This is a genomic window from Streptomyces sp. NBC_00386, assembly GCF_036063235.1.
In the GTDB taxonomy this organism is placed as follows: Bacteria; Actinomycetota; Actinomycetes; order Streptomycetales; family Streptomycetaceae; genus Streptomyces.
Genome location: NZ_CP107950.1, coordinates 7,205,104 through 7,228,467, shown reverse-complemented (window position 1 = coordinate 7,228,467; position 23,364 = coordinate 7,205,104). Strand labels below are relative to the sequence as shown.

The window sequence follows — 23,364 nt, the reverse complement described above, 5'->3', positions numbered from 1 at the left end:
CCCGTGCGATGCCGGTGTCCGAGCGGTGGCTAGTGCGCTCCGGTGCCGGTGAGGGCGCGGACCTCCAGCTCGGCGTACTTTCCGGCGTCCGGCTCCTCCTTGGACAGGGTGGTCCCCAGCCAGCCCAGCAGGAAGCCGACCGGGATGGAGATGAGGCCCGGGTTCTCCAGCGGGAACCAGTGGAAGTCGACGTCCGGGAACATCGAGGTGGGCTTGCCCGAGACGACCGGGGAGAACAGCACCAGGCCGACCGCGGTGACCAGGCCGCCGTAGATCGACCAGAGCGCGCCCGACGTGGTGAACCTCTTCCAGAAGAGGCTGTAGAGGATCGTCGGCAGGTTGGCGGAGGCCGCGACCGCGAAGGCGAGGGCGACCAGGCCGGCGACGTTGAGGTCGCGGGCGAGGGCGCCGAGCAGGATGGACACGGCGCCGATGCCGACCGTCGCGTACCGGGCGGCCCTCATCTCCTCCTTCTCCGACGCCTGCCCCTTCTTGATCACGTTCGCGTAGATGTCGTGCGCGAAGGAGGAGGACGAGGCGAGCGTCAGTCCCGCGACGACCGCGAGGATCGTGGCGAAGGCGACGGCGGAGATGGTGGCGAGCAGGATCGCGCCCCAGCTGGAGTCCACGCCGCCGAGGTGCAGGGCGAGCAGGGGTGCCGCCGTGTTGCCCGCCTTGTTGGAGGCGATGATCTCGTCCGGCTTGATCAGCGCGGCGGCGCCGAAGCCCAGGGCGAGGGTCATCAGGTAGAAGGCGCCGATGAGGCCGATCGCCCAGTTGACGGACTTCCGCGCGGTCTTGGCGGTGGGCACGGTGTAGAAACGGATCAGGATGTGCGGCAGGCCCGCGGTGCCGAGAACCAGCGCCATGCCGAGGGAGATGAAGTCCAGTTTCGTGGTGGAGGTGGCGCCGTACTTGAGCCCGGGTTCCAGGAAGGGCGTTCCCTTGCCGCTGTTCTCGGCGGCGCTGCCGAGCAGGTCGGAGATGTTGAAGTGGAACTTCAGCAGCACCAGGAAGGTGAGCAGCACGGCGCCGGCGATGAGCAGGACCGCCTTGACCATCTGCACCCAGGTGGTGCCCTTCATGCCGCCGATGGTGACGTACACGATCATCAGGACGCCGACGAGCGCGACGATGCCGATCTTGCCGCCGTCGCTGGTGATGCCGAGGAGCAGCGAGACGAGGACGCCCGCGCCGGCCATCTGGGCCAGCAGGTAGAAGATCGAGACGACGATGGTGGAGGTACCGGCGGCCGTACGGACGGGGCGCTGGCGCATGCGGTAGGCGAGGACGTCGCCCATCGTGTACCGGCCGGAGTTGCGCAGGGGTTCGGCGACCAGGAGCAGGGCGACCAGCCAGGCGACCAGGAAGCCGATGGAGTAGAGGAAGCCGTCGTAGCCGAAGAGGGCGATCGCGCCGGCGATGCCGAGGAAGGACGCGGCGGACATGTAGTCGCCGGAGACGGCGAGTCCGTTCTGGAAACCGGTGAACTGGCGTCCGCCCGCGTAGAAGTCGGCGGCGTCCTTGGTCTGGCGGCCGGCCCAGACGGTGATGACGAGGGTCGCGGCGACGAACACCGCGAACAGGGTGATGATCAGCGGGCGGTGCTCGCTCGCCTCGCCCGCGGCCAGCACGGTCGTGTGCGCGGTGGTCTGTACGGGGCTCATGCGCCGCCCTCCATCCGGGACTTGATGGCGTCGGCCTTGGGGTCCAGTTGAGTGGCCGCGTGCCGGGAGTACCACCAGGCGATGAGGAACGTGGTGAGGAACTGGGCGAGGCCGAGCACCAGGGCGACGTTGACGTTGCCGAACAGCTTGGTGCCCATGAAGTCGCCCGCGTAGTTCGAGAGCAGCACGTACAGCAGGTACCAGAGGATGAATCCGACGGTCAGCGGGAAGGCGAAGGATCGGTGGGAGCTGCGGAGTTCACCGAATTCGGCGCTCTCCTGCATCTCGACGAACTGTTCTGTGGACGGGAGCTGGGCTCCGGCCCGCGCGGGTGGTGGTGCGTCGGTGGCCACGGTGTCTCCTCGCGTTGCGGGTGCGGTTGCGACGGTGGACGGGGGCAGGTCGGGGCCCGCGGACGGGGACGGCTCGGGCAGTGACATGGGACTTCGACCTCACATCGGCGTACGTCATGTGACGGACTGCTACCCCATGCATCCGTTCCGTGATCCGAACGGGGGGCTCGATCGTCCACGGGCTCCCTGCCCAAGGTCACGGCGCCACGCGTGGACCGGTTCAACTCGCCCCGCTTCTTTCCGAAGTCGTCGCCGCAAGTCATTGCTGGCCCGGTCGGCGGGGGGATAGCTTCGGCCTGCACTGTTCCGTCATGTACCTGCCCGAGCACCATCCGTGTTCGGGCAGCTCCGTTCTCCGGATGATGTGGAGATCCCATGGCTCATCTGCGTTCCCGACACCGTCTCGCACTCGCCGTGCCGGTCGTTCTGTCGCTCACCGCCTCGCTCGGCTTCCTGCCGGGCGTCGCGTCGGCCACACCTCTCAGCCCGTCCGCCGCGACGACCGCGGACGGGCCGAACCTCTCGTACGTGGTCAACACGACGACGGACCACCGCACGATCGAGTCGGTGAAGCGGGCGATCGGCGCGGCCGGCGGCAGTGTCGTCATCGCGTACGAGCAGATCGGTGTGATCGTCGTCCACTCCGCGAACCCGGACTTCGGCCGGCAGATCCGGACGGTACGCGGAGTGCAGTCGGCGGGTGCCACCCGCACCTCGCCGCTGAAGGCCGCGGGCACGACGGACGAGGGCGCGGCCCAGGTGCTGTCCGCCGCCGAGGCCGCCAAGGTCACGAAGAGCGCCGACGCGGGCCAGGAGCCCCTCGAGGCCGACCAGTGGGATCTGCGCGCGATAGGCGCCGACAAGGCGGCCACGATCAACCCGGGCAGCAAGAAGGTGACCGTCGCGGTGATCGACGTCGGCGTCGACGACACGCACCCCGACATCGCGCCGAACTTCTCCGCCTCGCAGTCCGCGAACTGCGTGGGCGGCAAGCCGGACACGACGTACGGTTCCTGGCGCCCGGCGGACGCCGACCACTATCACGGCACGCATGTCGCGGGAGAGATCGCGGCGGCCCGCAACGGCGTGGGCGTCGCGGGTGTCGCGCCGGGCGTGAAGGTCTCCGGCATCACCGTCGCCGAGCCCGACTCCACCCAGCTGTTCTTCCCGGAGAGCGTCGTGTGCGCCTTCGTGTTCGCCGCCGACCACGGCGTCGAGATCACCAACAACAGCTACTACGTGGACCCGTGGCTGTACAACTGCCTCGACGACCCCGACCAGAAGGCCATCGTCGACGCCGTCAACCGCGCCCAGCTGTACGCGCAGAGGAAGGGCACGCTGAACGTCGCCGCGGCGGGCAACTCCAACGACGACCTCGACTCGGACGCGCTCACCGACGCGTCCAGCCCCGACGACTCGACCGCCACGACACGCACGGTCGACCCGCACAAGTGCTTCGACATCCCGACCCAGTTGCCCGGTGTCGTCACGGTCTCCTCGACCGGCGTCAAGGGCGCCAAGTCGTACTTCTCCAGCTACGGCGACGGCGTCATCGACGTCGCGGCACCCGGCGGCGACCGGTACCAGATCCCGGACACTCCGTCGCAGAACGGCCGCATCCTGTCCACGATGCCGAACAACCAGTACGCCTACCTCCAGGGCACCTCGATGGCGACTCCGCACGTCGCCGGCGTGGCCGCGCTCCTGAAGTCCAAGTACCCCTGGGCCACGCCCGCTCAGCTCCAGCTCCTCCTCAAGGTCCAGGCGGACAACCCGGGTTGCCCGGCCGAGCCGTACGACGGGAACGGCGACGGCGTCGTCGACGCGACCTGCGTGGGCGGCAAGCACGTGAACGGCTTCTACGGAGCCGGGATCGTCAACGCCCTGCGGGCGGTCAAGTAGCGCCTGCCGAAACCCTTCGCGGCCCCGGCCCCGCCCTTGCGGCGGCCGGGGCCGCGCCGTCGGGGCCGCCTCCCGTGTTGATCGCGTCCACGCTGCATAGTGCCGGTATGACGCATGCACCGATGGCCGCTGTGTGGGAAGAGCTGGGCGGAGACCCGGCACTGCTCCCCGGGGTTTCGACCGTGGTGCGGGCGGGGGCGCTGGAAGCCGCCCTGCCCGTACGAGAGTTGGCGCGCGCCTGCGTGGGCGCCTGCGCGCTGGCGGCCGCCGAGCTGGGGGCCCGGCGGGCCGGGCTCGCGCGGATGCCGCGGGTGAGCGTGGACGACGGCGCCGTCGCCACGGCCTTCGTCAGCGAGCGGCATCTGCGGATCGACGGGCGCGCACTCGTGAACTTCGCCCCGCTGTCCCGGTTCTGGCGGACGGCGGACGGCTGGGTGCGGACGCACGCGAACTATCCGCATCACCGGGCCAGGCTGCTGGACGCGCTGGGCGCGCCGGACGACGCGAGCGCCGAGGACGTGGCCGCGCTGCTCGCCGGGCGGTCCGCGCGGGAGATCGAGGAGAGCGTGTACGACGCCGGCGGGCTCGCCGTCGCGCTGCGCACGCCGGAGGAGTGGGCGGCACACGATCAGGGCCTCGCCCTGGCCCGGCGGCCGCTGATCGAGCGAGGCGGGACGGCCGGACGGGACGGGACGGCCGCCGCACGGCAGCGGGTCCTCGCCCCGCTGTCCGGCGGCGGCCCGCTGCTGCCCGCCGCCGGGGTGCGCGTCCTGGATCTGACCCGGGTCATCGCGGGCCCGGTCGCCACCCGCACCCTGGCCCTGCTGGGCGCCGACGTGCTGCGCGTGGACGCGCCGCGGCTGCCCGAGGACCCGGACGCGCACGCGGACACGGGCTTCGGCAAGCGCTCGACGCTGCTGGACCTGACGGCCGACCGCCGCGCCCTCGATGAGCTGCTGGCGTCGGCGGACGTGGTCGTCACCGGGTACCGGCCCGGCGCGCTGGACCGCTTCGGTCTCTCCCCCGAGGCGCTGGCCGAGCGCGACCCGGGCCTGGTGGTGGCTCAGGTGTCGGCGTGGGGGGCGTACGGGCCCTGGGGCGGACGGCGGGGATTCGACAGCCTGGTGCAGGTGGCCACCGGGATCGCGGTGACCGAGGGGTCGCCGGAGCGGCCGGGCGCGCTGCCGGCGCAGGCCCTCGACCACGGCACCGGGTATCTGCTGGCGGCGGCCGTCCTGCGCGCGCTGACCGAGCGGGCGGAGCGGGGTCACGGGTGCGTCGTACGACTGGCGCTGGCGCGCACGGCGATGTGGCTGACGGACGGGATCGGGCGGGAGGAGGGCCCCGGCGCGCCGGCGGACCTCTCGGTGGCGGAACCGTACGACCGTCCCGACGCCTGGCTGTCGGAGCGGGCCGGCCCCGTCGGCCTCCTCGGACATGCCCTGCCCCCGGTCTCCTTCGCGGGCGGGCCCACCGACTGGTCACGTCCCCCGGGCCGCTGGGGGACGGACACGGCCCGCTGGACCTGAGAGACCGCGGCGCCGGGCGGAGCACCCGCCCGGCGTCTGCGTTCCCGTGCGGGTCAGGCCGTGACGAGAACCTTCAGGGCGGTCCGTTCGTCCATCGCCTTGTAGCCCTCGGGCACGCGGTCCAGGCCGACGGTCATGTCGAAGACCGGCGAGGGGTCGATGGTGCCGTCGAGGACGTCGGGCAGCAGCTCGGGGATGTACGCGCGCACCGGGGCGACCCCGCCGCGCAGGGCGATGTTCCGGTCGAACATGACGCCCAGGTCGAGGCCCGTACCGCTGCCGTGGGGCACTCCGACGAAGCCGATGGCGCCGCCGTCGCGGGTGATGTTCACCGCCGTGCTCATGGACTGCTCGGTGCCGACCGCCTCGACGACGCACATCGCGCCCTGGCCCCGGGTCAGTTCGCGGACGGCCGCGACGGCCGCTTCGCCGCGCTCGGCGACGACGTCCGTGGCGCCGAAGCGGCGCGCGATGTCGGTGCGGACCTGGTGACGGCCGAGCGCGATGATCCGCTCCGCGCCGAGCCGCTTGGCCGCGAGCACGGCGCACAGTCCGACGGCCCCGTCGCCCACGACGGCGACGGTCGAGCCCTTGCGGACACCGGCGCCGAGGGCCGCGTGGTGACCGGTGCCGAGGACGTCGGAGAGCGTCAGCAGCGCGGTCAGCAGGTGGTCGTCGGAGGCCGCCTCCTTGGGGAGCTGTACGAGGGTGCCGTCGGCGAAGGGGACGCGCACAGCCTCGCCCTGGCCGCCGTCGTAGCCGACGGAACCCCAGAAGCCGCCGTGCACGCACGAGGTGGTGAGTCCGTCCCGGCAGTAGTCGCACACGCCGTCGGACCACATGAACGGGGCGACGACCAGGTCGCCGCGCCGGACGCCGGTCACCTCGGAGCCCGTCTCCTCGACGACGCCGAGGAACTCGTGCCCGATCCGCTGGCCCGGCTGCCGGGCCGCCTCGCCGCGGTACGCCCACAGGTCGCTGCCGCAGATGCAGGAACGCAGCACCCGCACGATCGCGTCGGTGGGCAACTGCACCATGGGCTCCGGCACCTCCTCCACACGCATGTCGTACGGGGCGTGGATGGTGGTGGCGCGCATGGCGAGGATCCTTCTCGTTGCGGAGCGTGGGTGAGATGCGCTCAGGGGGTGGTTGAGCGCATCTCACCGTACGCCGCCACGCGCGCGGGACGCGCGGCGAGGGGGCCCAGCACGCCTCGGACCAGCAGGAACTGGGCCGCGATGTACGTGAGCATGATCCAGAAGGCCGCCTTCGGAAGCTGCGGCCAGTCGGCGACGCCGGTGGCGATCAGGGTGTCCGAGAGCATGAAGAGAGCGCCGCCGAGCGCCGCGGGCGGCCCGAGGCGCGTGGCCCCGTACGCCATCGCGGTCAGCAGCAGGCTGTACCCGGCGACGGGGACGCGCAGGCCGGCCGGCAGTCCTGGCCACAGCAGCACGACGAGGGCGACGAGAGCGGTGACGTACGCGCCGACGAGCCGTGCGTCCCGCACGCGTGCCGTCCGGCGGAAGAGCACGAGGTAGCACACGTGCCCGGCCGCGAAGGAGGCCATGCCGACCAGGAAGGCGGGGTCGGCGTCGGAGAGCAGAGCGAGGTCGCCGCACCAGCCGAGGAGCAGGGCCGCGAGGAGCAGCCGGGGCGCGCCGCGCACACCGGCGTACGCGGCGAGCAGCGGCATCAGGAGCGCCTTGGCGATCCGGTGCCCGGTGTCGGCACCGGCGAGCAGCGAGGCGAGGTCGACGGCCGCCGCCAGCGCGAAGCAGACGAGCAGGACGCGTGGGGTACGGGGGCTCACGCGACGGGTTCCGCAGCCGGGGCCGAGGCCTGGGCCTGGGCCTGGGCGGTGGCCGGCGGCGCGGGCTGCCAGCCGGGGCCGCCGAGGAGCCGTCCGGCGCGCTCGCGCCAGTTCGCCGCCGCCCGCACGTCACGAACGATGGCGGTGTACTCGTGGGTGGCCACGCGCAGCGGGTTGTACGTGGTGATGTTCTTGGTGAGCCCGTAGACGGGCCGTTCGGTCTCCGCGACGAACGATCCGAAGAGCCGGTCCCAGACGATGAGGATGCCGCCGAAGTTGCGGTCCAGGTAGCCGCCCTGGGAGGCGTGGTGGACGCGGTGGTGGGAGGGCGTGTTGAGGGCGAACTCGAACCAGCGGGGCATCTTGTCGATGCGCTCGGTGTGGATCCAGAACTGGTAGACGAGACTCACCGACGAGCAGAACGCGAGCGCGGCCGGGTGCACCCCGAGGGCGACCATCGGGAGGTAGAAGGGCCACGACGTCCAGCCCGTCCAGGGCTGGCGCAGCGCGGTGGTGAGGTTGAACTTCCTGCTGGAGTGGTGCACGACGTGGCAGGCCCACAGGAGGCGGATCACGTGGTGGCCGCGGTGGGACCAGTAGTAGAAGAAGTCCTGCGCGAGCAGCATCAGCGGGATCGTCCACCACAGGACGGGCACCCGCAGCGGCGTCAGTGTGTAGACCGCGCCGTAGACGGCGACGATCGGGAACTTCCACAGGAAGTCGAAGAAGAGACTGCCGAGTCCCATGCCGAGGCTCGTCGCGGCGTCCTTCGTCTCGTAGCCCGCGGCGTCCTCGTCCGGATGGATCCGGACGCTGATCATCTCGATCACGGCGAGGAGGACGAAGGCGGGTATCGACAACAGCACGACATCGGGCAGGTTCGGCATGGGTGAACCGTAGATGCGCTGGTCGGCCGCGTACAGAGGCTGTTACCAACAAGTATTACCCGCGGTACGCGCTTACTTCTCGGCCATCTCCGCCAAGAGCCACGGGTTCACCACACGCGCACCGAGCCTCCTCTCGCGAACACCGGGCTCGTCGCGTCGGCGGGCGGGGTGTCCAGCGGTTCGGCGATCTCGGCCACCGTGGGACCGGCCTTGGCGGCGATCTCGTCGAGGTACGCCAGGTCGAACCCGTAGACGCGGGCCGCGTTGCCGCCGACCATGGCGGCGATCTCGGCGCGCGGCAGGCCCGCGTAGGCGATGCGCAGGCCCTCCCGGGTGTAGGGATGGGTGCCTTCGTCGTGCGGGTAGTCACTGCCCCACATGATCTTGTCGAGGCCGATGCGGTCGCGCAGCGGCACCTCGTGGGGGCGCATGAAACTGGCGCCGACGAAGCAGTTCTCGCGCCAGACCTCGGAGGGGCGCTCGCCCATCGTCGCGGCCAGCCCCGCGCCGAACTTCGACTCGGCCGTCGACGCCCTGCCCGCCGCCGCGACCAGCCGCCCGTGGTAGTAGTCCAGCATGTCGAGCACCCCGGGGATCCAGCCCGATCCCTGCTCGGTCAGCACCAGTCTCAGGCCGGGGTGCCGGCGGAACGCGCCGCCGAACACCAGGTGCCACAGCGCCCGGTGCGAGAACCAGGTCGTCTCCACCATGAAGACCGCGCGGGCCGCCGGTTCGTCCCCGAGCGGCGGCGAGGCGGAGCCCGCGTGGTGGTTCACCGGGACACCCAGCTCGGCGCAGGCCGCCCAGATCGGGTCGTACGCCGACGAGTACAGCTCGGGCAGGCCCGAGCCGGGGGGTGTGCCGGGCAGCAGCAGTCCGCCCCTGAGGCCCGCGCCCGCGGCCCAGCGGATCTCCTCGACCGCCGCGTCGACGTCGTTCAGGAGGATCTGGAAGACGCCTGCGCGCCGGCCCGGCGCCGCCGCGCAGAAGTCGGCGAGCCAGCGGTTGTGGGCCCGCAGCCCCGCCCAGCGCCGCTCGAACTCCGTCGCCGTCGGGGCCGGTGCCATGAGGGAGGCCGACGGGAAGAACGGCGGGATGGTGTTCGGGAAGACCACCTCCGCGACGATGCCGTCCTCCTCCAGCTCCGCGAGGCGCCGCCCGGAGTTCCAGTTCCGGTCGGCGGTGTCGGCGAGCAGGTCCTCGTACGGGTTGACGTAGTCGGCCGCCCAGGCGTCGAAGTCGTCGTGGTACCGGCGCTCCAGGTACGGCCTGTAGTCGAGGAGATCGGCGCCCGCGTGGCAGTCGGCGGAGATGACGGTGTAGCGGTCCTCGGCACCGGCACGGTCCACGGCGGTCGCACGGTTCACGGCGCTCACTCCGCCCCTGGCGGTCACTCCCTGCCCGGCGGTCACGGGCTCCCCGGCGCTCACGGGCCCACTCCCAGTACGGGGAAGTCGTGGTCCGTCAGCCAGTGGCGGCCCACCCCGCGCGAGCGCGCCCAGGACGCCTCGACCGCCGACTGGTCCTCCCCCTGGCCCAGTTCGGCCGGGGTCGGGCCGATCCGCCGGGCGATCGGGGCCAGTTCGGCGACGTCGAAGCCGAACACCTCGGCCGCCGAGAGGCCGAGCATGCGGCGGGTCTCCGCCACCGGGATGTCGTGGAAGGTCTTGGCCAGCCATGCCCGGGTGTCGGGCCAGGTGCCCTCGGGGTGCGGGAAGTCGCTGCCCCACAGGATGTTGTCGACGCCGATCTCGTAGCGCTGGGCGAGTTCGCGGCGCTTGGTGTTGGTCGCGCAGACGAAGACCTGCCGGTCCAGGTACTCGTGCGGGGGCCGTTTCAGTTCGGCGAAGGGCGACAGCTTCTTGCCGCCGTGCGCGCCGAGATAGAGACGGTCCATGAACCACAGCAGGTTGGGCAGCCACCAGCAGCCCGACTCCGCGACACCGAACCGGAGCCCGGGGTGCCGCTCGAAGACCCCCGACCAGAGGAGGAACCAGAGGGGGCGCGCCGGCCACCAGGTGACCTCGGAGACGTAGATCCCGAGGTGGTCGCCGTATTCGTGGCGGGGTGCCGCGCCGGAGTGGGTGAGCACGGGCATCGCGCACTCGGCGGCCGCCGCCCACACGGGGTCGTAACGGCGGTCGTGGTAGGGCTCCTTGTCGACCCACATGGAGGGGATCATCAGCGCGCCGAGGCCCGACTCCTTGGCGCGGTACACCTCGGCGACGACTCTGCCCGTCTCGCCGGTGACCGGCAGCAGGGCGACCCCGCAGTGCCGTTCGGGGTGTTCGGAGACGAAGTCGGCGAGCCAGCGGTTGTGGGCCTGCGCGCCCGCCATGCCGAGTTCCGGGTCCTGGTCGCCGGAGAGGCCGAGGCCCACGCCGAAGGGGGCCGCGGTACGGCTGTCCACGGCGTCCGCGTCGGGGAAGACGACCTCGGCCGCCACCCCGTCGCCGTCCAGTTCCTTCAGGCGCTGGGCGGTGTCCCAACCGCCGCGCAGGCCTTCCTCGTTGTCCTGGAACCACTTGTCGGCGAACGCCTCGTTGCGGATGCCGAGACGGTTCATCTCCTCACGGCGCCGGCCCTGGCCCGCGAGGAACTCGTCGAAGTCCCGGTGGAACCGGGAATCCAGATAGGGCCGGTACTCCTCGGTGGGAAGTCCGGCGTGGCAGTCGGAGGAGATGATCAGATACGGGTCCTGTTCGGTCACCGCGCCCCCTCAGTCGAGGATGAAACTTTCCAGGTACGTCGGATTCGCCCGCTCGAGCATCGACCGCGACCGCGCCCGGATCTGCCGGTCACTGTGCTCGCTCTCGGGCAGCAGCCAGAAGCGGCTCTCGCGGATCCCCGCGGCGACGAGGTCGGCGACCTCCTCGACGGGGGTGAACCGCACCTCGTGGCCCGCCTCGTTCATCGCGGCCTCCCACTGGGCGAGGCTGCGGTACGGGGTCCTGCGGGGCCGCTCCTTCGCGTACCGCGCGGGCCGGTTGCGGTGCGACTCCCACAGACCCGTGCGGAGCATGTGCGGTCCGGGGAACAGCACGGAGGCGCCCACGCGCGCGTGCTCCGCCTTCAGATGCGCGTACAGCGACTCGGTCATCGTCACCACGGCCGCCTTGGTGACGGCGTACACGGAGGCGGTGGGCAGCGGGGCGATCCCGCCGTCGCCGGACGAGGTGTTGACGACGTGGCCGGGCTCACCCCCGGCGAGCATCCGGGGCACGAACACCTGGATGCCGTGGAAGACGCCCCACACGTTGACGGCGAAGGCCCACTTCCAGTCGTTCGGGTCGTGCTCCCACATCCGGCCCTCGGCGCCGGAGCCGACACCGGCGTTGTTGCACAGGACGTGCACCGCGCCGAATGTGGCGTACACGTCCTCGGCGAGCGCGAGGACCTCGGAGCGCTCCGCGACGTCCACCACGCGCGCGTGGACGTCGGCGCCGTCCTCGCGCAGTTCCCCGGCGGCCTTCTCCAGCGCGCCCTCCTCGACGTCGGCGAGGACCACCCTCAGTCCGTCCGCCGCGAACCGCCGGGCCATGGCGAGCCCGATGCCGCTCGCCGCGCCGGTGACCACGGCGACCTGCCCCGCGCGCAGTTCCATCAGATGCTCCCCTCGGGCGGCCCGTCGAGGATCTGCCGCGGATCGTCGTAGCGCTGGTGGATGTACGGCGACAGGGCCTGCGCGCTGACGCGTTCGGCGACCCTGCCCCTCTGGTCGGTGGTCTTCTCGCCGATGGTGATCTCCAGCAGCCTGCGTACGGGCAGATCGGCGACCGGGTCGTACATCGACTCGCGCAGGACGACGTCCCCGGTGACGCGCTCCAGCCTGCGGACCTTCTCGTTGCGCACGCAGTGCACGAGGACCGGGTCGGCGTCGAAGCCGGAACCGTCGACCGCGGGAAGGAACTTGAAGTAGAAGTCGGTCTTCCGGGAGGGCTCGGGCAGCGGCAGGGCCCCGCTGACCGCGCCGCGCACCTCGACGAAGGCGATGCCGTGCCGGGCGAGCACGCCGCGCACGACGAGACCGTCGCGCTCCACCGTCACCTCGCCGAGCTTCTTGGGCTCCCCGAAGACCTCACGGCCACCGATCAGGGCCCGCTCGTGGGTCATCGGCATGACGAGCGGATACCAGCCCTCGACGTCGTCGTGCGCGGCCGCTACGGCGAACGAGCCCGCGCCCAGCGGATATCCGGGCAGATCGACCTTGCTGACGCTGACCCGCACCAGGGGCCTCGCGGTGGGCTTCAGCGGCGGTGGCAGGACCGCCGCGACCGCGTCCGGGTCGCTCTCCCAGACGGCCACCACACCGGTGGACCAGATGTCGGGGAGCTTGGAGCTCGCGGCGCGCGAGGCGGCGATCTCCGCCTCGGTCCGTGCGCCGTACCTCACTCGTGCCATGTCCGTACCGCCCTTCGTAGGCGCTACCCGATGGGGCGCGCAGCACGCTTGCACCGCACGGACGAAAGGTCCATAGCCATGCGCCGACCGGCCGCACGGGTACCGGACCCGACCGGACCGACCGACTTCACGAACCCCAGGCCTTCGCCGCCCGGATGCGGGCGCTGGAGCCCCCGGAGCGGCGCTGGGCCGAGCGCGTCAACGGCGGGCCCGCCGTGCCCGCCGTGCCCGGTTGCGGGGCTCGCGGGCGGGTGGCCCGGTGGCGGGCCCGCGGGGGCGCCGGTTCCGCGAATACGGGGGCGCCGGTTCCGGGAAGGCGAGGACGGGACTGTCAGTCACGGCCCGTATCCTCATTGACCATGCTCGAAGACCTCACGACCGCAGCGTCCCCAGCCTCCTGGCCGGCCGCGTATCCGCAGGGATACGCGGTCGTCGACGTGGAGACCACAGGACTGGCCCGCGACGACCGGATAATCTCCGCCGCCGTCTACCGGCTGGACGCGCGCGGCGAGGTCGAGGACCACTGGTACACGATGGTCAATCCGGAGCGGGATCCGGGCCCGGTGTGGATCCACGGCCTGACGAGCGAGATGCTCGAAGGCGCGCCGCTCTTCAGGGACGTCGCCGAGGAGTTCGCCGCCCGGCTCGACGGCCGTGTGCTGGTCGCGCACAACGCGGTCTTCGACTGGTCGATGATCGCGCGGGAGTACGCGCGCGCGGAGCGCGAGGCACCGGTGCGCCAGCGCCTGTGCACCATCGCGCTCTCCAAGGAGCTGGGCCTGCCGCTGCCCAACCACAAGCTGGAGTCGCTGGCCGCGCACTTCGGTGTCGTCCAGCAGCGGGCGCACCACGCGCTGGACGACGCGCGCGTGCTGGCCGAGGCGTTCCGGCCGAGCCTGCGGGCCGCCGCGCACGGCGGGGTACGGCTGCCGCTCCTCGAATGCCTGCCGCTCAAGGAGTGGTCCGACAGCGCCGCGGCTCCGCGGATCGGACGGCAGTCCGGGGGCTACGCGTCCGGTGGTTACCCGTCCGGGAGCTGGCGCCCCTCCCGCAAGCGCCCCGCGTGCCCCCATCCCAACCCAGGTCGGTACGAGTCGAACAAGCCGCTCAAGCAGGGCATGCGGGTCGCGTTCTCCGGTGACACGTCCGTCGACCGCGAGCTGCTGGAGGACCGGGCCGTCGAGGCCGGACTGCATGTCGCGACGAGCCTGTCCCGGCTCACCAGCCTGCTGGTGACCAACGACCCGGACTCCGGCACCTCAAAAGTGGTCAAAGCAAGACAGTTCGGGACACCTGTGGTCGACGAGGCCGCGTTCGGGCAACTGCTGCGAGACGTCGAACCCGCGTCGGAAGGGTGACGGACGTACGGGTGATTGACGGGCGACTCGCCCCGCACCCGCTCGCCCGCGCCGCCCCGGCACCCCACCCTGTGGCGCATGGCGAGATGCGAAGTATGCGGCAATGACTACGGAATGACCTTCGAGGTGCACGCGCAGGGTGCGGTGCACGTCTTCGACTGCTTCTCCTGCGCGATCCACCGGATGGCCCCGATCTGCGAGCACTGTCGCGTCCAGGTCATCGGCCAGGGCGTCGAGGTCGAGGGCCACTGGTACTGCGGCGCGCACTGCGCTCGCGCTGAGGGGAAGGCGGGGATCGTCGACAAGGTCTGAGTCCCCGCCCGGCCCCGGACAGGGCATCACACGGCCCTCGGCGGGACCCCTCCGTCGAGGGCCGAATCATGCCGAGTACCGTCAATGGGGTGTACCGCTTCCTGTTGACCCGCCAGTGGGTGATCCTCACCCTCGTGGCCCTCGCGCTCATCCCGACGATGATCAAGCTGGGCTTCTGGCAGCTCCACCGGCACGAGCACAAGGTCGCCCTGAACACGGTGATCTCCGACTCGCTCGCCGCGAAGCCGGTGCCCGTGGAGACCGTCACCGTGCCGGGTCGGCAGATCAGGGACGAGGACCTGTACCGCCGGGTGACCGCGAAGGGGCACTTCGACACCGCGCACGAAGAGGTCGTCCGCCGCCGCACCAACGCCGACGGCGCGGTCGGCTACCACGTCCTGACCCCGTTCGTCCTGGCCGACGGCCGCGTCCTCCTGGTCAACCGGGGCTGGGTCCCGGCGGACGGCGCGCAGACCGCCTTCCCGAAGATCCCGGCCCCCGCCCCGGGCGAGATCACCGTCACCGGCCGGCTGATGGCCGACCAGACGACCGCCGACAGCGGCATCAAGAACGTGCGGGGCCTGCCCGACCGTCAGGTCATGCTGATCAGCAGCGGGCAGGAGGCACGGCGGCTCGGCAAGCAGGTCCTCGGCGGCTACGTCGAGCAGACAGCGCCGGCGCCCAAGGGCGGCTCCCCCGAGCTGATCCCGGACCCCGAGCACAGCGACATCGGCCCGCACATGGCGTACGCGATCCAGTGGTGGCTCTTCTCCGCGGGCGTCCCCTTCGGCTGGGTGGTCCTCGTCCGCCGTGAGCGCCGCGACCGGGCGGAGGCCGCCGCCGCGCGGACCGCCCCGGAGGCGGAACCGGCGGGCGTGTAGCGCGGCGGCGGGCGCCCCGGCCTCCCCGTCCCGCCCGGCCACGGGCGCCCACGCCACTCCGGCGGCCCGATTGGCCGTCACCCGGTCGGGAACCCGTCGGCCCCCGATCTCGTACGCGTCGTCGAAGGCATCGGCGGCCGGGTCCTGATGCGCAGTCTGCTGCGGCTGCGGTTCGACCATCGACGCGGTCCGCGCGGAACTCGCCCCGGACGGCTTCCTGGTGCGCCGCCACAGCGCCGCGACGACCGGCGTCGACGGGGTGGGGGAAGCACCAGGGACCGGACCACCGGGATAAGGGAGGATGAGGCCATGGATCTTGGACTGAAGGATCGTGTGTACGTCGTCACGGGAGCCACCCGGGGCCTGGGCAACGCCGCCGCGCGCGAACTCGTCGCCGACGGCGCGAAGGTGGTCGTCACCGGACGCGACGAGGAGACCGCGGCGGGCGCCGCCTCCGCGCTCGGCCCGAACGCCGTCGGCGTCGCGGCCGACAACGGCGCCGCCGAGACCCCGGCCCGGCTGATCGCCGGTGCCCGTGAGCACTTCGGCGGCTTCGACGGCATCCTGATCAGCGTCGGCGGACCGCCGCCGGGGTTCGCGTCGGACAACACCGACGAACAGTGGATGGTGGCGTTCGAGTCGGTCTTCCTCGGTGCGGTGCGGCTGGCCCGCGCGGCTGCCGAGGAACTCGGCGAGGGCGGGGTCATCGGCTTCGTGCTCTCCGGCTCGGTGCACGAACCGATCCCTGGGCTCACCATCTCCAACGGTCTGCGTCCGGGTCTCGCCGGCTTCGCCAAGTCCCTCGCGAACGAGCTGGGCCCGCGCGGCATCCGCGTCGTCGGGCTGCTGCCGTCCCGCATCGACACGGACCGCGTGCGCCAGCTCGACGGTCTGTCCGCCGACCCCGAGGCCACCCGCGCGGCCAACGAGTCCCGCATCCCGTTGCGCCGCTACGGGGCCCCGGAGGAGTTCGGCCGTACGGCCGCGTTCCTGCTCTCCCCCGCCGCGTCGTACCTCACGGGCATCATGCTTCCGGTGGACGGCGGGATGCGGGGCGGGTTCTAGGCCGGCACGGCGACCGGCGGTCCCGTCGGCCGGTCCGCGCGGCGGCCCGTCGCCTGTCGACCGTCCGCCGGTCGACAGGTCTACTCGTCCGCCGGTCGCCCGGACGGCCCGGCCGCACGTCGGGCAGCTTGTCCCACGCGCCGGGGCTCTGCCCCGGCGGACGCCCGCCCGGGCCTTCGCCGAGCGGGTGGGGCGGGTGCCCGGTCAGGTCACGCGCTCGGCACGGTGCTTGACCCCGCGCAGCCGCACCTCCGCCGGAAGGGCGGCGAGACCGGCCGAGTCCCGTGCGTGCGCGAGCGCCTCCACCGTCAGCAGCCGCAGCGCGTGCCCCGGGTCCACATGCGGTTCCAGCAGGAGCCGCACACGCGCCTCGGGCAGGCTGCGCCGGCCGGTCAGGTGGACGTCGGCACGGTCGACGCCGCCCAGCCGGGCCGATTCGGCGGCCAGCACGCCCTCCAGAGCCCGTCCGCGCAGCAGCGCGCCCGCGCCGTCGCCGGTGTCGACGAGCACGTCGGCGAGCCGCCGACGCCGCACGACGGCGGCCAGCCACCACAGGGCGAGCAGCAGGAGCACCGCGAGCGCGGCGATGACGGCGGGCCACCACCAGCCCTGCTCCCGCCACTTGGTCCGTTCGGCGGTACTGAGCAGCACGTCGTGCCGCCCGTCGTGGATCCACCACGACGGCGGCCGTACGCCGAGTCCGACGGCGAGCACGGAGCCGCCGAGGACGATCAGCACGAGCCCGATGAAGCCGATCAGCACACGGTTGACGATCCGCAGCACGGATCTCACCCCTTCCGTCCGGGACGCGCGACATGCACCGCCAGGGCGGGCGAACGGGACAGTCCCAGACCCTTGATGCCGTCGGCGAGGGTGATGTCGAGGTCGGCGCGCACGTCGTCGAGCTCCCGGAAGTGCGACAGCGCGCGGACGTCGACCTTCCGGCGCTTCACGCGCACGCGGACCGACTGCACACCGGCGACCTCCATGGCCCGGTCGCGGAGCGCCATCGCGGCGGCGCCCCGGTGCAGTCCGGCGCGGACGTCGGCGTGGGTGCGCCGCATCGGCAGCACGTCCCGCAGTCCCGGTGTGGCCGCGAGGACGATCAGCCAGAGTCCCACCGCGGCGGCGATTCCCGCGCCGACGAGGACCGCGGTGTCGTCGAGCGGCCGTTCGGCGAGCTGTTCGGCCAGCCAGGTCCGCCAGCGCAGCGCGGACCGTCCGGCGCGCACGGCCACGACGTCGTACAGGAAGGCACCCGCCGCGACGAGGAGCACGAGCGCGAGGATGCCCGCGGGGACACGGCGCGCGGACCAGAACCGGCCCTGCCGGCCGTCCTCGTCGTCGACGGTGGACAGCGGTTCGTAGGCCGCGGCGGAGGCGGACTGCCCGAGGGCGCCCGCGCCGTCCCCCTTCTCCGGTTGCTCCGGCTTCTCCAGTACGGGCATCTTCCGGGTGTTCTCGGAGCCCTGGGGCTCGCTCATTGCGTCCTCCCCTGTGCCGCGCCGGGCCCGGGTGTCAGATGCAGCCGCTCCACGTGGACGGCCACCTCGGGCACTTCCATCCCTGCCAACGCCTCTACCCGCTCGGCGACATGACGACGCACCTCGCCGCACTGGGCACCGATGTCGGCGGGGTAGCCGAGTTCGAGGCTGAGCCTGACCCGGGCGCTGTGCGTCGGGGTGCCGTCCGTCCCCCCGGAGCCCGACGTCTGGCGCCGCACGACGACCGTCGCGTGCGGGGGCACGGCGGCGGCGGGCGGCGGGGGCAGCGCCTCGCGCGCCGCCCGCGACGCGATCTTCGCGACGACCCGGTCGGCGATCCGGGTGGCGCCCCGCTCGGGTGGCGGGACGGTCGTGAGGCCCGGCCTGGTCTCACCGAGCCGGTCGGCCTGACCTGGCACGCGTCACCGCCGCCGGTCGTCACGGGCGCGGAAGAAGTCGCCGATGTCCAGGTCCCCCTCCAGGAGCCGTCCGACGACGAACCCGACGGCCCCCAGGGCGGCCACCAGGAGGAAGGCGCCGAAGCCGCCGAAATATCCGGCGAAGCCCAGCGCCATTCCGGCGATCATGCCGATCACGGCCAAGCTCATGGTGCGCTCCTCAGCAGTCGGTGGCCGCGGTGATCACTCATGGTGCGGTGGCCGGGTGTCCCGGAGTTCCGGTGACCCGCCCTGGGTCACTGGAGCCGTGACTCCGGCTCCTCGTCCTCTTCCTCGGGAAGCTTCACGTCACTCACCGCGATGTTGACTTCCACCACTTCGAGCCCTGTCATGCGCTCGACGGCGGCGATGACGTTCTCGCGTACGGCTCGGGCCACTTCGGTGATCGACACGCCGTAGTCGACGACGATCTCCAGGTCGAGCGCCGTCTGCACCTCGCCGACCTCGGCCTTCACACCCCGCGAGACGGATTTGGTGGAACCGCCCGGCACCCGGTCGCGTACCGCTCCGAAGGTCCGGCTCAGCCCGCTGCCCATCGTATGGACACCGACTACGTCACGGGCGGCGAGCCCGGCGATCTTCTCCACGACTCCGTCGGCGATCGTGGTCCGTCCCCGCGAGGCGGGATCTCCACCGCCGCGCCTGGTGGGCTTACGGGTCTGCTGGCCCTCCTTCTCGGTGTCGGGGCTGTCCGTCCGGTTCCGCTCGGTCATGTCGGTCATCGCCGTACGTCCCTTTCGGTCGTCCTCCTCTGCTCACATTAGGTCGGGTCGCGCGGTCGCGCGCCGTGGATGAGGCACGCTGGAGCGATGACGGCGGACCGGTGGACGCAAGTGGTACGGCATCAGCTCGGGCTCGGCAGGATCCTGCCGCTGGGTCTCGCGCTCGACGGCGCGTGGATCACGGAGGAGGCGGCCGAGTCGGTGCTGCGGCGGGAGACGGCGGCCGTCGAGGGGGTACGGCTCGGGGCGTTGCGGATCGCTCTCGCCGACCCGGACCAGGCCGGAACACCGGCCGTGCCTCCCCCGCCCGGTGCGCTGCCGCCCGGTCCGCTGCGTGTCACCGCCGAGTTCCGCGCCTCGGTGGATCCCACGTTCCCGGGCGCCGAGCCCCTTCCGGCCGTCGCGGCCCGGCTGCGCCTGACCGTGGTGTCCGCCGCGACACGGCTCCTGGGTCTCGACGTCACGGAGGTGGACCTGCGGGTGACGGGCCTCGTGGAGGAGACGGACGAGGCGGACACGGCGCCCGCGGATCACCCGGCGGGCGGTGAACGAGGTGCGGCCGTGGCGGTCCCGGCCGACGGCCTACAGGAGCGGGCCGCGGCACCGGCCGACGGCCTACGGGAGCACTCCGGCGGTGTGCCGGTCGCCGGGTCGCGGGACGGGGCCGGCGTCGGGACGGCCGACGACGTGCGGACGGCGTCCGTGCCGAAGGACCCCGAGGAGGTGCGGATCGCGGCGGCCGCCCTGGCCGTCCCTGGCGTCACCCGTCTGACGGACGTCCTGGGCCGACCGGTCCACGTGGGGAGCGCGCCCGCCGCCGAGGCGGCCCTGCCGCGCCGCCACGTCCGCGTCGAGCTGGAGGTCTCCGGGGACGAGCGGGCGGTGGACGTGGCACGCGCGGTCAGAGCCGCGATCACTCAGGCCGCCCAGGACACCCCGTCCGTGGCGGTCCTGGTGACCGCCGTGAGCCGGGGCGCCCCTTCCCGGAAAGCATGACCGCCACGGGGAGACGGCCCTCAGACCGGGGCACCCCTACCCGGAAACATGACCCGTCACGGGGAGACCGCCGTAGGCCGGGGCGCCCCTTCCCGGAAAGCATGACCGCCACGAGCGGGAGCGCCCGGCCCGAAGAACGTGCCCCCGTGCGGCGGCAGGCCCGGCCTCACCGGGACCCGCCACAGAGGGAGGGGCGTCTGGTCAGCGGCCGGAGGCCTAGTCGCCCGCGCCCGCGAGGTCGCGGAGCCTGCGGGCCTGGGACGCACGCTCGGCGGAGCGCTGCTCCTCGTACGAGCGTTCCTGGGCCCCGCGCAGCAGCGCCTTCGTCTCGATCACGGCGTCCCGCGGCGCGGCCAGCAGCGCCGCGGCCAGGTCGCCGACCGCGGCGTCGAGCTGCTCGCCGGGCACGGCGAGGTTGGCGAGCCCGGTGCGCTCGGCCTCCTCGGCCAGGACGAAGCGGCCCGTGGCGCAGATCTCGAGCGCGCGGGCGTACCCCACGAGACCGACCAGCGGGTGCGTGCCCGTGAGGTCGGGCACCAGGCCGAGGCTGGTCTCGCGCATGGCGAACTGCACGTCGTCGGCGACGACGCGCAGGTCACAGGCGAGCGCGAGCTGGAACCCCGCGCCGATGGCGTGCCCCTGCACGGCGGCGATGGACACGATGTCGCTGCGCCGCCACCAGGTGAACGCCTCCTGGTACTCGGCGATGGTCGCGTCGAGCTCGGCGTCGGAACCGCGCGCGAGGTCGATGAACGACGGTTCCCCGTCGAAACCCGCGGGCGTGAACGCCTGCCGGTCGAGCCCCGCGGAGAAGGACTGGCCCTCGGCACGCAGGACGACCACCCGGACGGAGCCCGGCAGTGACCGCCCGGCCTGCGTCAAGGCCCGCCAGAGAGCAGGACTCTGGGCATTGCGCTTGGCCGGATTGGTCAGCGTCACCGTGGCGATCGCGCCGTCGACGGTGAGCCGTACGCCGTCCTGGTCGAGTACCGGGTCGAGATCCTTGTCGAGCGAAGCCATGGGGTGCCTCCGATGGGTGCGGTCGGATCAGACGCGCACCTCGCGAAGACACGAGGAACGCACCTAAGTGACTGCACAGTAACCACCCGGTCGGTCACCCGACCGACCGGGTGGTCACCACCGAAGCCGATGGGGACGCCCGGCCTCAGGCCGAGGCGGCCTTCTTGCCCCGCGTCGCACCGCCACGCCCTCGGAGCGTGACGCCCGACTCGCTGAGCATCCGGTGCACGAAGCCATACGAGCGGCCGGTCTCTTCGGCCAGCGCTCGAATGCTCGCACCGGAGTCGTACTTCTTCTTCAGGTCTGCCGCGAGCTTGTCGCGCGCGGCGCCGGTAACCCGGCTGCCCTTCTTCAGAGTCTCGGCCACCCGGTCCTCCTCATGGGAAGTGCGCTCTGGACTCTCATGATCACCCCTTTCGGGCGTCATGGCCACCCATTCGGCAAGGTCCGTAAGACAAGGTTTTGACGACAGGAGCCCGTCCCCACGAGTGGAATCAAGGATTCCGGGTGGCGCGGCCCGTACAGCCGAACGGGTTCCGCCGAGAAGTACCTGGTCAGCGACGCAAGACGGCCGAGCCCTTGGGAACAAAGGACTCGGCCGTGAAATCGGTGTACGACACACCCCGGTACGAGGAGATCTCACACAGATGGTGGATCACGGATCGGCCGAATGATCCATACGCGGTGGATCAGTCAATCGATCAAGCGGCGCGCACCCCCTGCGGGAGGCCGTGCGGGACTCAGGCGAGGGCCACCAGGTCGGCGTAGTCGGCGCCCCACAGGTCCTCGACACCGTCCGGGAGCAGGATGATCCGCTCCGGCTGGAGCGCCTCGACGGCGCCCTCGTCGTGGGTGACGAGGACGACGGCGCCCTTGTAGGTGCGCAGCGCGCCGAGGATCTCCTCGCGGCTGGCCGGGTCGAGGTTGTTCGTCGGCTCGTCGAGGAGCAGGACGTTCGCGGACGAGACGACGAGGGTCGCGAGCGCGAGCCGGGTCTTCTCGCCGCCGGAGAGCACCCCGGCCGGCTTGTCGACGTCGTCGCCGGAGAAGAGGAACGAGCCGAGCGTCTTGCGGACCTCGACCAGATCCAGGTCGGGGGCGGCGGAGCGCATGTTCTCCAGGACCGTGCGCTCGGGGTCGAGGGTCTCGTGCTCCTGGGCGTAGTAGCCGAGCTTGAGGCCGTGGCCCTCGATGACCTCTCCGGTGTCGGGCTTCTCGGCGCCGCCGAGCAGGCGCAGAAGGGTCGTCTTGCCGGCGCCGTTCAGGCCGAGGATGACGACGCGGGATCCCTTGTCGATGGCCAGGTCGACATCGGTGAAGATCTCCAGGGAGCCGTACGACTTCGACAGGCCCTCCGCCATGAGCGGGGTCTTGCCGCAGGGCGAGGGCTCGGGGAAGCGCAGCTTGGCGACCTTGTCGGAGACACGGACGGCGTCCAGGCCGGCGAGCAGCCGGTCCGCGCGCTTGGCCATGTTCTGGGCGGCGACCGTCTTGGTGGCCTTGGCCCGCATCTTGTCGGCCTGCGCGTTCAGCGCCGCGGCCTTCTTCTCGGCGTTCTGGCGCTCGCGCTTGCGGCGCTTCTCGTCGGCCTCGCGCTGCTGCTGGTAGAGCTTCCAGCCCATGTTGTAGACGTCGATCTGGGCGCGGTTGGCGTCCAGGTAGAACACCTTGTTGACGACCGTCTCGACGAGGTCGACATCGTGGGAGATCACGATGAAGCCGCCGCGGTAGGTCTTCAGGTAGTCGCGCAGCCAGACGATCGAGTCGGCGTCGAGGTGGTTCGTCGGCTCGTCGAGCAGCAGGGTGTCGGCGTCCGAGAAGAGGATGCGCGCCAGCTCGATACGGCGGCGCTGACCACCGGAGAGCGTGTGCAGGGGCTGGCCGAGCACCCGGTCGGGCAGGTTGAGCGCGGCGGCGATGGTGGCGGCCTCGGCCTCGGCGGAATACCCGCCCTTGGTGAGGAACTCCGTCTCCTGGCGCTCGTACTGCCGCATGGCCTTCTCGCGGGTGGCGCCCGCGCCGTTGGCGATGCGCTGTTCGTTCTCGCGCATCTTGCGGATCAGCACGTCCAGGCCGCGGGCGGACAGGACGCGGTCGCGGGCGAGGACGTCGAGGTCGCCGGTGCGCGGGTCCTGCGGAAGGTAACCGACCTCGCCGGAGCGGGCGACGGTTCCGCCGGCGGGCTGGCCCTCGCCCGCGAGGACCTTGGTGAGGGTCGTCTTGCCCGCGCCGTTGCGGCCGACCAGGCCGATGCGGTCACCCTTCGTGATGCGGAAGGTCGCGGACTCGATGAGGATGCGGGCGCCGGCGCGCAGCTCGATACCGGAGGCGGAGATCACGGACAGACTCCAGAGCGATGGGGAGTGGCGGGGTGGGCGGCTGAGGCGTTCCCGCCGTCTAATGCGCGAGGAGAATGGCCATGGGCCAAGTCTAACGGGGCCGTGCAACCACTTTTCCGGTGCGCACTGTGATGCTCGCCCCCTTCCGGGATGCTCCGGACGCCTGGACCGGCCGGGGCC

Annotated in this window: 24 protein-coding genes; 7 read left to right on the top strand and 17 right to left on the bottom strand. The window is 72.1% G+C overall.

Features of this window, described 5'->3' with window-relative positions; all coding sequences use genetic code 11:
* Positions 1 to 29 precede the first annotated feature (29 nt).
* Both OG780_RS31710 and OG780_RS31705 read right to left on the bottom strand, forming a co-directional pair.
* Positions 30 to 1,667: a solute symporter family protein gene (locus OG780_RS31710; RefSeq protein ID WP_328453948.1), complete on the bottom strand. Its 1,638-nt coding sequence runs from the start codon at positions 1,665 to 1,667 to the stop codon at positions 30 to 32.
* Entirely contained in the window at positions 1,664 to 2,020 is a 357-nt protein-coding gene (locus OG780_RS31705) for a DUF485 domain-containing protein (RefSeq protein ID WP_328453946.1), read from the bottom strand. Before OG780_RS31705 ends, OG780_RS31710 begins: the two co-directional genes overlap by 4 nt.
* 375 nt (positions 2,021 to 2,395) lie before the next feature.
* Here OG780_RS31705 and OG780_RS31700 point away from each other — a divergent pair, with 375 nt between their 5' ends.
* Together OG780_RS31700 and OG780_RS31695 are read left to right on the top strand one after the other, a co-directional pair.
* Positions 2,396 to 3,922 carry a S8 family serine peptidase gene (locus tag OG780_RS31700; RefSeq protein ID WP_328453945.1) on the top strand — a complete coding sequence of 509 codons (1,527 nt, stop codon included), beginning with the start codon at positions 2,396 to 2,398 and terminating at the stop codon, positions 3,920 to 3,922.
* Positions 3,923 to 4,029: 107 nt separating this feature from the next.
* Positions 4,030 to 5,451: a CoA transferase gene (locus OG780_RS31695; protein ID WP_328453943.1), complete on the top strand. Its 1,422-nt coding sequence runs from the start codon at positions 4,030 to 4,032 to the stop codon at positions 5,449 to 5,451.
* Between the two features lie 53 nt (positions 5,452 to 5,504).
* On the opposite strand, the gene OG780_RS31690 is transcribed toward OG780_RS31695, so the two are convergent.
* The 7 genes from OG780_RS31690 to OG780_RS31660 form a co-directional block, all read right to left on the bottom strand.
* Positions 5,505 to 6,548, bottom strand: a complete 1,044-nt coding sequence (locus OG780_RS31690) for a zinc-dependent alcohol dehydrogenase family protein (RefSeq protein WP_328453940.1) — start codon at positions 6,546 to 6,548, stop codon at positions 5,505 to 5,507.
* A 41-nt stretch (positions 6,549 to 6,589) separates the two neighbouring features.
* Positions 6,590 to 7,261 (bottom strand): lysoplasmalogenase, encoded by a 672-nt coding sequence (locus OG780_RS31685; protein WP_328453939.1) that lies wholly within the window; start codon positions 7,259 to 7,261, stop codon positions 6,590 to 6,592.
* Positions 7,258 to 8,148 (bottom strand): sterol desaturase family protein, encoded by an 891-nt coding sequence (locus OG780_RS31680; RefSeq protein ID WP_328453938.1) that lies wholly within the window; start codon positions 8,146 to 8,148, stop codon positions 7,258 to 7,260. The genes OG780_RS31685 and OG780_RS31680 overlap by 4 nt, the downstream gene beginning before the upstream one ends.
* A gap of 107 nt (positions 8,149 to 8,255) precedes the next feature.
* Entirely contained in the window at positions 8,256 to 9,515 is a 1,260-nt protein-coding gene (locus OG780_RS31675) for an amidohydrolase family protein (protein ID WP_328453937.1), read from the bottom strand.
* A 59-nt stretch (positions 9,516 to 9,574) separates the two neighbouring features.
* Positions 9,575 to 10,858, bottom strand: a complete 1,284-nt coding sequence (locus OG780_RS31670; RefSeq protein WP_328453936.1) for an amidohydrolase family protein — start codon at positions 10,856 to 10,858, stop codon at positions 9,575 to 9,577.
* Positions 10,859 to 10,867: 9 nt separating this feature from the next.
* On the bottom strand, positions 10,868 to 11,752 hold the full coding sequence (locus OG780_RS31665) for an SDR family NAD(P)-dependent oxidoreductase (RefSeq protein ID WP_328453935.1): 885 nt from the start codon (positions 11,750 to 11,752) through the stop codon (positions 10,868 to 10,870).
* A complete protein-coding gene (locus OG780_RS31660; RefSeq protein WP_328453934.1) occupies positions 11,752 to 12,549 on the bottom strand; it encodes an acetoacetate decarboxylase family protein in 798 nt (265 codons plus the stop codon). The genes OG780_RS31665 and OG780_RS31660 overlap by 1 nt, the downstream gene beginning before the upstream one ends.
* A 359-nt stretch (positions 12,550 to 12,908) precedes the next feature.
* On the opposite strand from OG780_RS31660, the gene OG780_RS31655 reads away from it, so the two are divergent.
* The 4 genes from OG780_RS31655 (at position 12,909) to OG780_RS31640 (ending at position 16,165) form a co-directional block, all read left to right on the top strand.
* Positions 12,909 to 13,907, top strand: coding sequence for a DEDDh family exonuclease (locus tag OG780_RS31655; RefSeq protein WP_328453933.1), 999 nt, complete (start codon positions 12,909 to 12,911; stop codon positions 13,905 to 13,907).
* A 78-nt stretch (positions 13,908 to 13,985) separates the two neighbouring features.
* Complete coding sequence (locus OG780_RS31650; protein ID WP_078943477.1) at positions 13,986 to 14,219, top strand: hypothetical protein; 234 nt, start codon at positions 13,986 to 13,988, stop codon at positions 14,217 to 14,219.
* Between the two features lie 89 nt (positions 14,220 to 14,308).
* Positions 14,309 to 15,100 (top strand): SURF1 family cytochrome oxidase biogenesis protein, encoded by a 792-nt coding sequence (locus tag OG780_RS31645; protein ID WP_328458533.1) that lies wholly within the window; start codon positions 14,309 to 14,311, stop codon positions 15,098 to 15,100.
* Between the two features lie 309 nt (positions 15,101 to 15,409).
* Positions 15,410 to 16,165 carry an SDR family oxidoreductase gene (locus OG780_RS31640; RefSeq protein WP_328453931.1) on the top strand — a complete coding sequence of 252 codons (756 nt, stop codon included), beginning with the start codon at positions 15,410 to 15,412 and terminating at the stop codon, positions 16,163 to 16,165.
* Between the two features lie 204 nt (positions 16,166 to 16,369).
* Here the strand turns inward: OG780_RS31640 and amaP are convergent, their stop codons facing one another.
* From amaP to OG780_RS31615, 5 genes are all read right to left on the bottom strand, one after another.
* The gene (amaP, locus tag OG780_RS31635) at positions 16,370 to 16,957 is read right to left on the bottom strand and encodes an alkaline shock response membrane anchor protein AmaP (RefSeq protein ID WP_328453929.1); all 588 of its coding nucleotides are present in this window, start codon (positions 16,955 to 16,957) and stop codon (positions 16,370 to 16,372) included.
* A complete protein-coding gene (locus OG780_RS31630; RefSeq protein ID WP_328453927.1) occupies positions 16,954 to 17,649 on the bottom strand; it encodes a DUF6286 domain-containing protein in 696 nt (231 codons plus the stop codon). Before OG780_RS31630 ends, amaP begins: the two co-directional genes overlap by 4 nt.
* On the bottom strand, positions 17,646 to 18,068 hold the full coding sequence (locus tag OG780_RS31625; RefSeq protein ID WP_328453925.1) for an Asp23/Gls24 family envelope stress response protein: 423 nt from the start codon (positions 18,066 to 18,068) through the stop codon (positions 17,646 to 17,648). The genes OG780_RS31630 and OG780_RS31625 overlap by 4 nt, the downstream gene beginning before the upstream one ends.
* 3 nt (positions 18,069 to 18,071) lie before the next feature.
* On the bottom strand, positions 18,072 to 18,257 hold the full coding sequence (locus OG780_RS31620; protein ID WP_266757222.1) for a hypothetical protein: 186 nt from the start codon (positions 18,255 to 18,257) through the stop codon (positions 18,072 to 18,074).
* Between the two features lie 86 nt (positions 18,258 to 18,343).
* The gene (locus OG780_RS31615) at positions 18,344 to 18,829 is read right to left on the bottom strand and encodes an Asp23/Gls24 family envelope stress response protein (protein WP_328453922.1); all 486 of its coding nucleotides are present in this window, start codon (positions 18,827 to 18,829) and stop codon (positions 18,344 to 18,346) included.
* 87 nt (positions 18,830 to 18,916) lie between these two features.
* Here OG780_RS31615 and OG780_RS31610 point away from each other — a divergent pair, with 87 nt between their 5' ends.
* A complete protein-coding gene (locus OG780_RS31610) occupies positions 18,917 to 19,825 on the top strand; it encodes a nucleopolyhedrovirus P10 family protein (protein WP_328453920.1) in 909 nt (302 codons plus the stop codon).
* 216 nt (positions 19,826 to 20,041) lie between these two features.
* On the opposite strand, the gene OG780_RS31605 is transcribed toward OG780_RS31610, so the two are convergent.
* From OG780_RS31605 to OG780_RS31595, 3 genes are all read right to left on the bottom strand, one after another.
* The gene (locus OG780_RS31605) at positions 20,042 to 20,845 is read right to left on the bottom strand and encodes an enoyl-CoA hydratase/isomerase family protein (protein WP_328453918.1); all 804 of its coding nucleotides are present in this window, start codon (positions 20,843 to 20,845) and stop codon (positions 20,042 to 20,044) included.
* Between the two features lie 145 nt (positions 20,846 to 20,990).
* Positions 20,991 to 21,212: a helix-turn-helix domain-containing protein gene (locus OG780_RS31600; RefSeq protein WP_006123601.1), complete on the bottom strand. Its 222-nt coding sequence runs from the start codon at positions 21,210 to 21,212 to the stop codon at positions 20,991 to 20,993.
* A gap of 373 nt (positions 21,213 to 21,585) precedes the next feature.
* A complete protein-coding gene (locus tag OG780_RS31595) occupies positions 21,586 to 23,184 on the bottom strand; it encodes an ABC-F family ATP-binding cassette domain-containing protein (protein WP_328453917.1) in 1,599 nt (532 codons plus the stop codon).
* Positions 23,185 to 23,364 lie beyond the last annotated feature (180 nt).